Here is a 14155-nt window from a genome sequence, read left to right on the forward strand (position 1 = left end):
GAATGGAGTGTGGTGTAGATGAAACCAGAGATTAAACCAGGACGCGTTGTGATCCTAATTGTGCTTTCTCTGCTGATCATTGTTTCAGGCTACTGGGCCTTTGTAAACGCAGCAGACCGGGAACATGGTATTAAACGCGGCCTCGATATCGCCGGAGGACTTTACGTTCTTCTCGAAGCTGTTGAAACCGGCGATCAGGAACTAGATGCAGACGCCATCGAAAGAGCGATAACTGTAATCAGGATGAGGGTTGACGAGCTTGGTGTTGCCGAGCCGATTATTGCGGCCCAGGGGGACAACAGGATCCGGATAGAACTTCCGGACCTGGATGATGTGGAACAGGCCAGAAATATTATCGGGCGGACAGCCATGCTCAGGTTCATCGGTCCTGACGGGGTGGAAATTGTAACCGGGGCTCACCTGATTTCAGCCCGGGCGGAAAGAGCACCCGAGTTTACTCCCTACCCGTTTGTGAGCATAGAGTTTGACCAGGAGGGAGCAAGGCTGTTTGCCGAAGCAACAGGCAAGTTTTTAAATCAGCCGATTGCGATAGTTCTTGATGACGAGCTGATATCCCAGCCTACAGTCCGGGCGGTGATAACTGACGGAAAGGCCACTATTGAGGGGACATTTGGAATAGAGGAAGCGGCAAACCTCGCTCTTCTTCTGCGTAGTGGCTCGCTGCCGGTCGAACTGCGGGAACTGGAATCGCGTCTGATCGGACCGACACTGGGACAGCGGACGGAAGAGATAGCAGTTTATGCTGCCGGTATTGGATTGATTTTGGTTCTTCTCTTTATGGTCATCTATTACCGGGGTGCCGGTTTGATTGCCGGTGTAGCCCTTATATTCTATTTATCACTGGTGCTCTGGGCCTTGAATTATCTGCCGACCACTTTAACCCTGCCCGGTATTGCCGGCCTCATCTTATCGATTGGTATGGCAGTTGATGCAAACGTGATTATTTTTGAAAGGATTAAAGACGAACTCCGATCGGGGCGGACTCCGAGAAGCGCCATGGAGAGTGGTTTTCAACGTGCTTTCAGGGCTATTCTGGATGCCAATGTAACCACCCTGATTGTAACGATCGTTCTATTCAGCCTGGCCAGCGGTCCGGTCAGGGGTTTTGCAGTAACCCTCTTTATCGGGATCATCTGCAGTATGTTTACAGCAATTGTCTTGACCCGCTTGCTCATGCGGCTTGCCTTTAAGGCGGGAATGATTAACAGCGGGGCATATGTGGGGGTGAAAGGATAATGATTGATTTTATCGGAAACCGCAGGAAAGCTTACTTGTTGTCCCTGGTTCTGGTTGTTGCCGGCCTGATTTCACTTTCGATTTTCGGGCTAAACCTGGGCATCGATTTTACCGGCGGAACAGTCCTCCATCTTAACCTTGGGGAGGATTTCTCGATCGAAGAAGTTCAGGAGGTCATTGCACCTTTCGAAGAACTTGAGGGCGCAGCTATTCAGGTTGTTCAGGGGCGCGATCTCGATGGCGATCTATCTGATGAAGGATTGGTTATTAAAGCACAGTATATAGAAGAAGCCAGAAGAGATGCCCTGATGGACACATTAAGAAACAGATGGCCACAACTTGATCCAGCTGACCTGCGCATAGAAAGTGTTGGAGCGGTTGTTGGCAGTGAATTGGCCCGTCAGGCTCTGCTTTCCCTGGCTGTTGCGGTCGCCCTGATGGTGGTATATATAACAATTCGGTTTGAATTCAAATTTGCCGTGGCGACCATTGCTTCACTTCTGCACAATGTCCTGATTGTGATCGGGATCTTTTCGATCCTGCGAATGGAGATAAATGTACCCTTTGTTGCGGCGATCCTAACCGTATTTGGTTACTCGGTAAATGATACTATCGTGATTTTCGACAGAATCCGTGAAAATACCAAGCATAAGCGAAAAAGTGAATATGCTGCAGTTGTTAATGAAAGTATCAATCAAAACCTGATGCGTTCCATAAACACTTCATTGACAACGCTCTTTGTTCTGATTGCCCTGCTCTTCGGTTTCCACTATTATATTGGCAGTTTAGATCTGATTGTTTTTGTGGTTGCCCTGATTCTAGGAGTTTTTATCGGCACCTATTCATCAATATTTATAGCCAGCCCGTTGTGGATTAACCTGCAGAGCGTACAGTTCGGCAAAAAGAGGAAAAAAGCTGCCTGATTGGGGTTTTCTCAGGAATTTGAAATACTTGATTGATCATTGGGGGGTTGAAGATGGGTTCATTTTACCTGATTTTGGGCTTGATTTTCAGTTTGCTCATCGCCATAGTTGCCCTGGCCAATAACGAAACCGTAACTGTCAGCTATATTTTCGGCCGTGCCGAGGTGTCCCTCATCCTGCTCATTTTAGGTTCTGCAGTGGTGGGTGCACTGGCAATGGGCCTTTTCAGCCTGTTTCGCAGCATCCGCAGTGCTCTTGCTTTTCGTCAGTTACGACATCAGCAGGAAGAACTGCAGAAAAATATCAAGAATCTGGAAGAAGAAAAAATATTTTTGATAGCCGAGTTAAATAAACATGTCTCGGTGGCTGAGGAGAACCTGGAAGCCGAAAATACCGAAAACGCCGAAGAAAAAATTGAACAGCAGGATGAAGAAGCTGTTGGAGATGATGAGGTCAAAGAGGAATCTTCATGAGTTTTAGTGGTAAAGATTGGATCTGGTTGGAACAGAAAAATGATCAGGCAGTAAATCTTGCTGAAGCAATAAATGTGCCGGTCACCCTGGCCAGGTTGCTTATTAACCGTGGGATAATCGATCCCGAGCAGGCCGGGGTTTTTTTATATCCTTCCATCGATCATCTTCATGATCCCTGGCTGATGAAGGGTATGGAAGATGCAGTAACCAGCTTGCTAAAAGCGGTTGAGAAGGATCAAAAAATAGTTGTTCACGGAGATTATGATGCAGACGGGATTACGGCAACTGTTATCCTGGTTGAAGCGCTGCGCAGGATCGGGGGTAAGGTTGATTACTTCCTGCCGAGCCGGTTTGAAGAAGGATACGGATTACATGTCGAATCTTTAAACCAGATTAAAGAATCAGGTGCCGGACTGGTTATAACAGTTGATTGCGGGATCAATGCTCTTCATGAGGTCGAACATGCATTATCAATCGGTCTTGATATAATCATCACCGATCATCACCAACCTCTTGTGCCTATTCGAGGCGCTTTAGCTGTTGTTAATCCCCTGCAGGATGGCTGTTCCTACCCCTTTAAAGAGCTGTCGGGATCCGGAGTTTCTTTTAAACTGGCGCAGGCCTTAATGGAGAGAGCAGGCTTGCCCTTTCCGGAAAGATTCATTGATCTTGCCGCCCTGGGAACTGCTGCAGATGTGGTGCCGCTACTGGGAGAAAACAGAATCATTGTAGCAAAAGGCGTGGAAGAAATAGGTCGTCTAAACAGGCTTGGGTTTAGAGCGTTACTCGAAGCCGTCAGCCTGGATAAAAACCGGATATCGGGTACTTCACTCGCTTTTATTCTTGCACCTGCAGTCAATGCTGCCGGTAGAATGGGTGAAGCTTACCCATCAGCAGAACTATTCCTTACAGGTGACCCTTCCCGGGCAGCCGAGCTGGCCGGACAACTGCATAGGGTAAACCTTTTGCGCCGTGATACAGAACAGAAGATCCTCGCTGAAGCTGAAGAAATATTGAGTGGAATTTCCGGGCAGGTGGCGGAAAACAAGATAATTGTCCTTTCCGGTGACAATTGGCATCATGGTGTGATCGGAATTGTTGCTTCAAGGCTGGTTGACAAATATAACCTGCCGGTAGCCCTTATCGCTGTTGAGAACGGTGAAGGGCGGGGTTCTGCGAGAAGCGTTCCCGGTTATAACATAACAGCTGCCCTGGCCGAAAATGAAGATCTGCTGGTTAAATTCGGCGGACACGAACAGGCGGCAGGCTTTACAGTTAAAGCTGATAAAATAAAATCCCTGGAAAGAAACCTGAGCCTGCATGCTCAAAAAAATCTGGATGAAAAACAGCTCAGCGCTAAGCTATACCTGGAAGCGGATTTAAATGAAGAAGATTTTGATTTAAGCCTCACGGAGTATCTTGAACTTCTTCAGCCATTTGGGCCGGCAAACAGGTCCCCCGTTTTTGGCAGCAGAGAATGGGAAATTATATCATGGCGGTTGGTTGGTTCTGGACATGCTCATCTTAAGCTTACTGTTCAAAAAAACGGACGGGTAATTAACCCTATTTTCTTTTCCGGAGCTCGGTTTGAATCTGATCTGCAGAAAGGACGTTTGGTTGATCTTGCTTTCAGGCTGAAAGATGGCTTTTTCAGGGATCAAAAAACGCTTGAGGTCGAAATTAGAGATCTCGGTTACAGTGATACTCTGAAAATGAGAAACCTGGAAATTATAGACCGAAGGCACTGCCGGAAAAGGTTCGATTGTTTGTTGGAAATACTGAAAACCGAATCAGGCCGGACTGTTGTTTATACTACAACCGGTTCAAAGGCGGAAAAAATCATTGATAATATTCCTTCAGCCAGCACCCCCTGTTTTGTTAACGGTAGCATATTGAACGGCAATACCGATCTGCCTGAAAAGATTGATACTTTGATCATATATGATTTACCAGTACATGACGGTTTAAAAGCAACGCTTCTGCAGGAGGAGCGGATCTCCGGGTACCTGAAAGTCTACCTTCTTTTCAACGAAGAGGATCTTAAACAGAATAAGATACTTACCGATCTATCATTGCCATCGGATAAGATATTGAAGAAAATAGTGGATGCAATGGTGGAAACCTCAGAAAATGCAGGTAGTATTTCGGTTAATGAACTGCAAAACATGAAGATCGGTATGAAACCGTCAGTCACTTTTTGGGAACGGGTGGAGAAGATATTTATAGAAATTGGTGTATTAAAAGATGGCTTTGTTAACCCCGACCCGGCTGGCCTATTGACCGGACTGTCTGAAAAACTCAAAGACTCTCCAACCTACCTGTCCACAGAAGAGCTTCGAAAGGAATGCCGCAGATTCCAGGATGTCCTGCTCAACGGATCTCTGAAAGAAGCAGCCTCAGTTTTGAGTTTACCTTACAAGAAATAAGTATCTAACAGTAGAATTTACAGTATCTTTTTAGTATGATAGTTAATAATTGCAGCCAAGAACAGCTGTAAACTCTGACTGGTGTCAGTTCGGGTTGTATTATTATTCCGGGGATTGATCGTTAATGGTAGTAAAGGAAAAAAAATTAGGAGATCTAAAAAAACTATTCCAGAAATATTATCCCAGGATGGAAGACTGGTCTCTGGTTGAAAAGGCTTATCACTATTCGGTGCAGGCTCACTCCGGGCAGCTGCGCGAATCAGGCGAGTCCTACATCAGCCATCCTCTGGGGGTAGTAATGATTCTGGCTGAATTGGAACTGGACCTGGTAACGATCATTGCCGGACTGCTTCACGATGTGGTCGAAGATACGGAAATAACACTGGATGATATTCTACAGGAGTTTGGCGAAGAAGTTGCCTCATTGGTGGATGGAGTAACCAAGTTAAGCAGACTGGAATTTACCTCTAAAGAAGAACAGCAAGCAGAGACCCTCCGTAAAATGTTCATCGCCATGGCCCGTGATATCCGGGTGGTCCTGATCAAACTGGCCGATAGAACGCATAATCTTAGAACACTTCGCTATCTTAATACTCACAAGCAAAAGGAAATAGCCCGGGAAACCCTTGAGATTTATGCCCCGCTGGCCCACCGCCTGGGAATATACATGATCAAGTGGGAATTAGAAGATCTTGCTTTTCGTTACCTGCAGCCGACCGAGTATTTTAACCTGGTTGACCGACTAGCCAAGAAACGAAAGGAACGCGAGAATTTTATTAACAGAATTATCGTAATCCTGCAGGATCATCTCGAAGATGCCTCGATCAAAGCAGAGATTCAGGGCCGTCCAAAACACCTCTACAGCATATACAATAAAATGAAAACACAGGGTAAGGATTTAAATGAGATCTATGACCTCACGGCTGTCCGGATTATTGTCGATTCGGTTAAGGACTGCTATCATACCCTGGGGATAGTCCATACAATCTGGAAACCGATTCCCGGTCGTTTTAAAGATTTTATCGCCATGCCGAAACCGAATATGTACCAGTCTCTTCATACAACTGTATTTGCCGCTCAGAATGAACTGGCTGAAATTCAGATCCGAACCTGGGATATGCACCGGACAGCTGAATACGGGATTGCCGCCCACTGGCGCTATAAGGAGAAAATAAAGGATTCCGGCGAGCTGGATGAAAAGCTAACCTGGCTACGCCAGCTCTTGGAATGGCAGCACGACTACCGGGATGCCCGTGACTTCATCAAAGATCTAAAAGGTGATCTCTATTCGGAAGAGGTATTTGTATTCACACCCAAAGGTGATGTAATTGACCTGCCCACCGGTTCGGTTACGCTCGATTTTGCTTATAAAATTCACACCGATATCGGTAACCGCTGTACAGGTGCCAGGGTAAACGGACGGCTTGTCCCACTTGACTACCAGTTAAAAACCGGTGACATGGTTGAAGTCGTTACTTCCAAGCATGGATCACCGAGCCGGGATTGGCTCAACCTGGTCAAAACATCACATGCAAAAAATAAAATCCGCAACTGGTTCAAAAAGGAGCGGCGCGAAGAAAATGTTGAAAAAGGCCGGGAAATGCTCGAAAGGGAGATCCGGCGGGTAAACGTTGAACAGCGCCTGTTGTTAAAGAGTGATCTTCTTGAGGATGTTGGTAAAATGTTCAATATCCTTTCGGCCGAGGACCTCTATGCGGCGATCGGTTACGGAGGAGTTTCCCTGAACCAGGTAATCAGCCGCCTGCGTGAAGAGTACAATAAGCGAAATGTTGAAAAAGGCAAAGATCTGCCGCTTCCCGAATTGAAGCCTGTAAAGCATTTGAAACAATCATCTCCAGGAGTAACCATCCAGGGTGTTGATAATCTTCTGGTCAGGGTTGCCCGCTGCTGCAACCCGGTTCCCGGTGATGATATAGTTGGTTTCATTACCCGCGGCCGCGGTGTATCTGTTCATCGCCGTGATTGTCCGAACCTTGCCCAGCATAGCCATGAAGGCGACCGTTTCCTTGAGGCATCCTGGGAAGGAGAGAGAAGTGCTTCTTATCCGGTGGAAATAGAAATTACCGCGAATGACCGGAAAAATCTTCTGGCTGATGTGATGACGGCAGTGAATGAAAGCAAGGTGGATATTACGGCCGTGACAGCCCGTGCCGATAAATCACAGACGGCGACGATACACCTGACCATGGTAGTCAGAGATCAGGTTCACCTGGATCAGATCATGAGTAAAATAAAGAAACTGAAAGATATATATACAGTCCGCCGATATGTTTACGGTTCAGGTCACTAATTTTTCGGAGGTTTACAATGCGAGCAGTTGTTCAGCGGGCCGTTGGGGCCAGTGTAACGGTTAAAGGTATGATAGTCGGCACAATCGGAGCCGGCCTTGTTGTTTTCCTCGGTGTTGGAAATGATGACTCGGCAGCGGATGCTGATTACCTGGCAAATAAAATTGCCGGGCTGCGTATTTTCGAGGATGAAAAAGGGCTGATGAACCTTTCAGTGCAGGATATCGCCGGAGGGATTTTAGCAATATCTCAGTTCACTCTCTACGGTGATTGCCGCAAAGGCAGGCGCCCCGGTTTTTCCGATGCCGCGCCGCCGCAGATGGCAGAAGAACTATATGATTATTTCTGGAAAAGGCTGGTTGACTTCGGTATACCTGTTGAAACCGGCCAATTCCAGGCGGAAATGAAGATCCTGGTCGAAAATGACGGGCCGGTTACCATATTACTCGACAGTAAAAAGTTATTCTGATAAAATTTGATAATTACCAGAGCTATGAAGTAAGATGGCCCATAAGATACTGATCGGTTCGCACCGGAGAGGAGTTAGGAAATGAAGTATAAAGCACCACGCGGCACTCGCGACATACTACCCGAAGAGGCAAAAAATTGGCAGTATCTCGAGACCAGATTCAGGGAATTTTGTGATCTATATGGTTTCGGTGAGATAAGAACACCCATATTCGAACAGACGGAACTGTTTGCCCGCAGTGTGGGTGAAGAGAGCGATATAGTATCAAAGGAAATGTATTCATTCAAAGATCGCAGCGGAAGGGAGTTAACCCTTCGTCCGGAACTTACGGCTGCTGTAGCCAGAGCTTACCTTGAGCATAATCTGAAAGAGGTTCCTCAGCCGGTAAAACTATATTATTACGGACCCATGTTCCGTTATGACCGTCCCCAGGCGGGCAGGTACCGGCAGTTTCACCAGTTTGGTCTGGAAATATTTGGAGCTGCCCATGCTGCTGCCGATACCGAGATTATTACATTCTGCTACAATTTATTTAAATCCCTGCAGATTGAACATCTGTCGATAGAACTGAACAGCGTCGGATGTCCCGTATGCCGGCCCGGTTACCGTGAAGTTCTGGTACCTTACCTGGAAAAACTGGAAGAGGGATTATGTAGTGACTGCCGCCGCAGGTATAAAGTAAATCCCATGCGTGTTCTAGACTGCAAGGAAGAAAGCTGCCAAACCCGCGTCAATGATGCCCCACGCATGATCGATCATCTTTGTGAAGAGTGTGATAGCCATTTTAAAACCCTCCGGGCCCTCCTTGATAAACTCCAGGTTCCCTACAACCTTAATACAAGCCTTGTTCGTGGACTGGATTACTACACCCGCACGGCTTTTGAAATAACAGCCGGTGGCATGGGTGCCCAGGCTTCACTTTGCGGTGGGGGACGTTATGATTACCTGGTCGAACACCTGGGTGGCCCTGCTACCCCTGGGGTTGGAGTTGCTTTCGGTGTTGAAAGAATTTTAATGGCTATGAACTGGGATAAAAACCAACCTGCAATCGGCGAACATCTCTTTATTGCAACAGCCGGAGAAAACCTTGAAGGAGAAGCACTCCTTTTGGCCGGAGAGGTTCGCAGCCGGGGGATAGCCGCCGAAACTGATCTTCTGGAAAGAAGCCTGAAAGCCCAGATGAAGCTGGCCGGGAAGCAGGGCTTTGGCAGAGTAATCATAATCGGTGAAAATGAGATAAATAAAGGCAGGGTTACTCTTCGTGACATGGATAGCGGTGAGCAGAAAGAGATTGACCGCAATGCTCTGCCTGGCAACCTATCGGGTGAAAGCGAACAATCTGCCACCACATTGAAGCGGCAGGGGAGCGCTGAAGTTTCCTTGCCTTCACCGGGTCTTAACACAACAAAAACTCATTACTGCGGTTTTCTCTCAAAAGAGCATGTCGGCCTGGCTGTTAAGTTAACCGGATGGGTTGGTCGCAGAAGAGATCATGGTGGCCTTATCTTCATTGACTTAAGAGATCGCAGTGGAGTTGTCCAGCTGGTTTTTGACCAGCAGATGGGGACAGAAATATTTAACAAAGTTGAGAGCTTACGTGGAGAATTTGTCGTGGCCGTCGATGGCGAAGTAATCATGCGAACAGAGGAAAATATCAATCCTGCCCTGCCTACCGGAGAAATTGAGGTACATGTTAGTAGGATGGATATTCTCAACGCATCTAAAACACCGCCATTTTATATCGAAAATGACCTAAATGTCGATGAAAATCTGCGCCTTCGTTATCGTTACCTTGACCTGCGCAGACCGGAGATGTTTAAAAGACTGGAGCTTCGACACAGGGCTGTCAAGCTGGTCAGGGAATATCTGGATAAATTTGATTTTCTGGAAATAGAAACTCCTATGTTAACCCGCAGTACACCTGAGGGGGCCAGGGATTTTCTCGTGCCCAGCCGCCTGCAGCCAGGAGCTTTTTATGCCCTGCCGCAGTCACCGCAGCTTTTCAAACAGCTTTTGATGGTCAGCGGGGTGGAAAGGTATTTTCAGGTTGTCCGCTGTTTTCGTGATGAGGATTTAAGGGCTGATCGCCAGCCTGAATTTACCCAGATTGACATTGAAACTTCTTTTTTCGGCAGTGAAAACCTCTTTGCTCTCATTGAGGGAATGATCTCCTTACTCTGGAAAGAAATACTTGGTGTAGAAGTACCGAGACCCTTCATGAGGATACCTTATACCGAAGCCATGAACAGGTTTGGTTCAGATAAGCCGGACCTGCGTTTTGGCATGGAGTTAACCGATATCAATGATCTGGCAGCTGAAAGCGATTTCAAAGTTTTTAAGTCAGCTCTGGAAGACGGAGGATCGGTGAAAGGACTTTGTGTTCCTGAATCAAAACAATTTAGTCGTAAAGATTTGGACGATCTGACTCTACTGGCCAGGCAGCTTGGAGCAAAAGGCCTGGCCTGGGTATTTGTTGGTGAAGAAGGCTGGCGTTCGCCGATCAGCAAATTCTTTAGTGATCAGTTGATGAGCCAAATTACTGAAGCAATGAAAGCAAAGCCGGGTGATCTGCTTCTATTTGTAGCAGATCAGTGGGAAACATGTTGTGAGGTTTTGGGACAGCTTCGCAACAGGCTTTCTCCAAAGGAGAAGCCTGGAGAGCCACATTTCCTTTGGGTCGTCGATTTTCCGCTGTTCCATTACAACGATGATGAAGAACGTTACGATTCGGCACATCATCCCTTTACTGCCCCGCAGGCTGATGATCTTGATCTTCTGGATAGAGATCCTCTGGCGGTTAAAGCCCAGGCTTACGATCTTGTTTTAAACGGAGTAGAAATTGGAGGGGGCAGCACCAGGATTCACAATAATGTTGTACAATCAAAAATATTTAAGCTTCTCGGGCTTTCAGAAAAAGAAAGTGTTGAGAAATTTGGCTTTTTACTTGAAGCGCTGTCTTATGGCGCCCCACCACACGGAGGGATTGCTCTTGGCCTGGACCGAATGATTTCGCTGCTCACCGGAGACGATTCGATACGCCAGGTTATTCCATTTCCCAAGACGGCAACAGCGAGCTGTCTGATGACTGGAGCTCCGTCACCTGTTGCCGAGGATCAGCTTGAAGAGCTCAAAATTGCCCTTCAGCCCGAGGATGAAGAGGAATAGCTGTCTTGCGAAATGGCTGTTTTTGTGGTATTATTTTTATGGAAAAACCTAGTTATTTTAAAAAGTACCCTGCTGTGTTCGTGACACCCGATAAAGTTTTGAGCTAACACTTTTACAATGGGAGCCTGGGCTCCGGCTGCAGCGCAGCAGCCTTTGCAAAGAGGACCTGTTAAGCAGTCGGGAGGGCACCCACCTTTCGGGGGAACAGTTCAAAACAACGGCCCACGGCATGGCGGGGTTTTTTGGTGTTTTTTGGCGTGTTTTCATCATGATTGTTGGCTAAATTATCCTGATAATCCGGGGGTGAACGCAATGCCACTAGATAATATCAAGCTTTTGATCAGCCGCGAGCTGAAATCTGGAACCCACCCCGGCGACCTCCACGATTTAATTGAAGAGCTTAGTCTGGAAGAAAAAGTTGAACTGATCAGAGAACTTTCTGATCAGGATGCTGTTTTAATATTTCAGGAAATGGAAGATTATGAGCAGGCTGATATCCTGCGTCTTCTTGATGATGAAGATACAAAGAACATTCTTCGTAATCTTTCTTCTGATGATGCTGCCGATCTGATCGGAGAACTCACCCCAGAGGAAGTCCACGATGTGCTTGAACTGGTCAGCGACGAAGAAACGATTGACTTTGGCGAACTGCTGAAATACCCTGAGGAAAGTGCCGGCGGGATCATGACTACCGAGTATATCTCGCTGCCTGCTGATATTCCTGTAGAGGATGCCATTGCCCGTTTAAGAGAGATCGCTCCCCAGGCTGAAACTATTTATTATGTGTATGTTGTTGATCACGAAGGACGTCTGATTGGAGTTCTTTCCCTTCGCGATCTGATTGCTTCGTCAGATGGGTCCATACTCAGGGAAATAATGCGGCGCAATGTAATCAGCGTTAATGCCGGGGTTGACCAGGAAGAAGTAGCCAGAATTGTATCCAAGTATGATCTGCTGGCTATTCCGGTTGTGGATGAACAGGATCGTTTGCTCGGGATTATTACGGTAGACGATGTTATAGATGTACTCGAACAGGAAGCTACCGAGGATATCTACCATTTGGCCGGAGCAAGGGAGATCGAAGGGGTAGATCTGACCAAGGCGCCTGTTTTGAAAGTTGTCCGCCTTCGACTGCCCTGGCTGCTGATAGCCATGGCCGGCGGTATTGTGTCAGGTAGTGTCATTGGAGCATACAGAAATACTCTGGAAGCGATCGTGATGCTGGCTGTTTTTATCCCCGTGATCATGGGAATGGGCGGTAATGTGGGAACTCAATCCTCCACAATATTTGTTCGCGGTCTGGCCACCGGTGAAATTGACCGGACAGAGGTTTGGTCATATTTCTTCCGGGAAATCAGGATCGGCCTGTCGATGGGAGTAATCTGCGGTCTTTTGATTACGATTACCGCCCTGCTCTGGCAGGGGAATCCTTATCTCGGGGTTGTGGTTGGCATATCAATGTTTGTCACATTAAGTGTGGCAACCCTGATCGGCACCTTGGTACCCCTTTTGTTGAATTTAGCTCATATCGATCCGGCCATTACAGCCGGGCCGTTTGTTACAACGATCAAAGATTTTACAGGCCTGCTTATCTACTTTGTCATTGCTTCATTATTCCTCGAATACCTGCGTTAATTTATTTTAAACTTTTAATAAAAAGTTATAGTATGCTTTATTCTTTAAACCACTAAAATCCCCGTGTTATAATAGGTGTTGTCTTTTATATACAGCTATTTGATCAGGGGAGGTGAAAATGATTCCTGTTGAGCATATCCTGCAGCAGATCAACCGCGAATTAAAGAGAGGTGCCCATCCGGGGGATCTTCTTGATCTGATTGATGAACTGGAAACCAGTGAGAAAGCAGAACTGATCCAGAAGCTCTCTGTCGAAGATGCGGCACTTATTTTCCAGGAGATGGAAGACTTTGAACAGGCTGAGATCATTCCACTCCTCGATCATGAAAGAACCAGGGAAATCATGCTGAATCTTGCCTCCGATGATGCTGCTGACCTGATCGGAGAACTTTCTCCGGAAGAAGCAAAAGATGTTCTGGAGACAATCAGTGAAGAAGAGTTAATTGATTTTGGCGATCTGCTGAAATACCCCGAAGACACAGCGGGGGGGATCATGACCACAGAATTCATTTCTCTTCCTGCTGATATTCCCGTTGAAGAGGCAATAGTCCGGTTAAGAGAAATAGCTCCTGAAGCAGAAACTATCTATTATGTATATATTGTGGATCAGGAAGGGCGTTTGATCGGGGTTATATCTCTCCGTGACCTTATTGCTTCTTCTGATGGCACGATCCTGAAAGATATTATGAAGCAGAATGTAATTAACGTTAATGCCGGCCTTGACCAGGAAGAAGTAGCCAGAATCGTTTCCAAGTACGACCTTCTGGCCATACCGGTCGTGGACGACCAGCATTACCTGCTCGGTATTATCACCGTTGATGATGTTATCGATGTTTTGGAAGAAGAAGCAACAGAAGATATCTATTTAATGGCTGGTGCCGGTGAGGTCGAGGGTATGGAACTCACCGAGGCTTCGGTTGGAAAGATTGTCCGCTTACGCCTGCCCTGGCTTTTAATCAGTATGATCGGTGGAATTATATCGGGCAGTATTATCGGCGTTTATGAAGATACTCTTCATGCCATAGTCATGCTGGCAGTTTTCATTCCGGTGATCATGGATATGGGGGGGAATGTAGGAACCCAGTCATCAACAATTTTTGTTCGTGGCGTGGCCACCGGAGATATTGAAGCAGATGAAGTCTGGGCTTATTTCTTCCGGGAAATCCGGATCGGGGTTGTTATGGGCCTGATCTGCGGTATACTTATTTCGATAGCTGCTTATATCTGGCAGGGCAATCCCTATCTCGGCCTGGTGGTAGGTATTTCAATGACAGCCACCATCAGCGTGGCTGCCCTGATCGGAACCCTCATCCCACTTCTCTGCAACATGGTTAAAATTGATCCGGCTATTACCGCCGGACCATTTGTAACTACCATCAAAGATGTTACCGGACTGCTTATTTACTTTATAATCGCCTCCGCTTTCCTCGAACACCTCCGCTAAATATGTCAGGGGGACGGGGTTGTTGACAACTTTTTTATAAAAATTTTATGCAAG

The 14155-nt window shown here is 46.8% G+C and carries 9 protein-coding genes and 1 other RNA gene; all 10 read left to right on the top strand.

Features of this window, described 5'->3' with window-relative positions; all coding sequences use genetic code 11:
• Positions 1–18: 18 nt before the first annotated feature.
• The 10 genes from secD to mgtE (SCJ97_01390) all read left to right on the top strand — a co-directional run bounded on the left by secD (position 19) and on the right by mgtE (SCJ97_01390) (position 14101).
• On the top strand, positions 19–1257 hold the full coding sequence (gene secD, locus SCJ97_01345) for a protein translocase subunit SecD (protein MDW7738689.1): 1239 nt from the start codon (positions 19–21) through the stop codon (positions 1255–1257).
• The gene (secF, locus tag SCJ97_01350) at positions 1257–2180 is read left to right on the top strand and encodes a protein translocase subunit SecF (GenBank protein MDW7738690.1); all 924 of its coding nucleotides are present in this window, start codon (positions 1257–1259) and stop codon (positions 2178–2180) included. The genes secD and secF overlap by 1 nt, the downstream gene beginning before the upstream one ends.
• Before the next feature lie 53 nt (positions 2181–2233).
• Complete coding sequence (locus tag SCJ97_01355) at positions 2234–2653, top strand: LapA family protein (protein ID MDW7738691.1); 420 nt, start codon at positions 2234–2236, stop codon at positions 2651–2653.
• Complete coding sequence (recJ, locus tag SCJ97_01360) at positions 2650–5079, top strand: single-stranded-DNA-specific exonuclease RecJ (GenBank protein MDW7738692.1); 2430 nt, start codon at positions 2650–2652, stop codon at positions 5077–5079. The genes SCJ97_01355 and recJ overlap by 4 nt, the downstream gene beginning before the upstream one ends.
• A gap of 124 nt (positions 5080–5203) precedes the next feature.
• The gene (locus SCJ97_01365) at positions 5204–7390 is read left to right on the top strand and encodes a bifunctional (p)ppGpp synthetase/guanosine-3',5'-bis(diphosphate) 3'-pyrophosphohydrolase (protein MDW7738693.1); all 2187 of its coding nucleotides are present in this window, start codon (positions 5204–5206) and stop codon (positions 7388–7390) included.
• Positions 7391–7407: 17 nt separating this feature from the next.
• Entirely contained in the window at positions 7408–7857 is a 450-nt protein-coding gene (dtd, locus tag SCJ97_01370; protein MDW7738694.1) for a D-aminoacyl-tRNA deacylase, read from the top strand.
• An 81-nt stretch (positions 7858–7938) separates the two neighbouring features.
• Positions 7939–11022, top strand: coding sequence for an aspartate--tRNA ligase (gene aspS / locus SCJ97_01375; GenBank protein ID MDW7738695.1), 3084 nt, complete (start codon positions 7939–7941; stop codon positions 11020–11022).
• A 63-nt stretch (positions 11023–11085) separates the two neighbouring features.
• Positions 11086–11265, top strand: a non-coding RNA gene (ssrS, locus tag SCJ97_01380) — 6S RNA.
• A 69-nt stretch (positions 11266–11334) separates the two neighbouring features.
• Positions 11335–12657 (top strand): magnesium transporter, encoded by a 1323-nt coding sequence (gene mgtE, locus SCJ97_01385; protein MDW7738696.1) that lies wholly within the window; start codon positions 11335–11337, stop codon positions 12655–12657.
• Between the two features lie 118 nt (positions 12658–12775).
• Entirely contained in the window at positions 12776–14101 is a 1326-nt protein-coding gene (mgtE, locus tag SCJ97_01390) for a magnesium transporter (protein MDW7738697.1), read from the top strand.
• Positions 14102–14155 lie beyond the last annotated feature (54 nt).

The sequence above is a fragment of the Bacillota bacterium genome (assembly GCA_033549065.1).
In the GTDB taxonomy this organism is placed as follows: Bacteria; Bacillota; Dethiobacteria; order DTU022; family DTU022; genus JAWSUE01.

Bases quoted from the DNA above. Each gene is read 5' to 3' on its own strand.
- secF (MDW7738690.1), top strand. From the start codon at position 1,257: ATGATTGATTTTATCGGAAACCGCAGGAAAGCTTACTTGTTGTCCCTG.
- recJ (MDW7738692.1), top strand. From the start codon at position 2,650: ATGAGTTTTAGTGGTAAAGATTGGATCTGGTTGGAACAGAAAAATGAT.
- aspS (MDW7738695.1), top strand. From the start codon at position 7,939: ATGAAGTATAAAGCACCACGCGGCACTCGCGACATACTACCCGAAGAG.
- secD (MDW7738689.1), top strand. From the start codon at position 19: ATGAAACCAGAGATTAAACCAGGACGCGTTGTGATCCTAATTGTGCTT.
- mgtE (MDW7738696.1), top strand. From the start codon at position 11,335: ATGCCACTAGATAATATCAAGCTTTTGATCAGCCGCGAGCTGAAATCT.
- SCJ97_01365 (MDW7738693.1), top strand. From the start codon at position 5,204: ATGGTAGTAAAGGAAAAAAAATTAGGAGATCTAAAAAAACTATTCCAG.
- mgtE (MDW7738697.1), top strand. From the start codon at position 12,776: ATGATTCCTGTTGAGCATATCCTGCAGCAGATCAACCGCGAATTAAAG.
- dtd (MDW7738694.1), top strand. From the start codon at position 7,408: ATGCGAGCAGTTGTTCAGCGGGCCGTTGGGGCCAGTGTAACGGTTAAA.
- SCJ97_01355 (MDW7738691.1), top strand. From the start codon at position 2,234: ATGGGTTCATTTTACCTGATTTTGGGCTTGATTTTCAGTTTGCTCATC.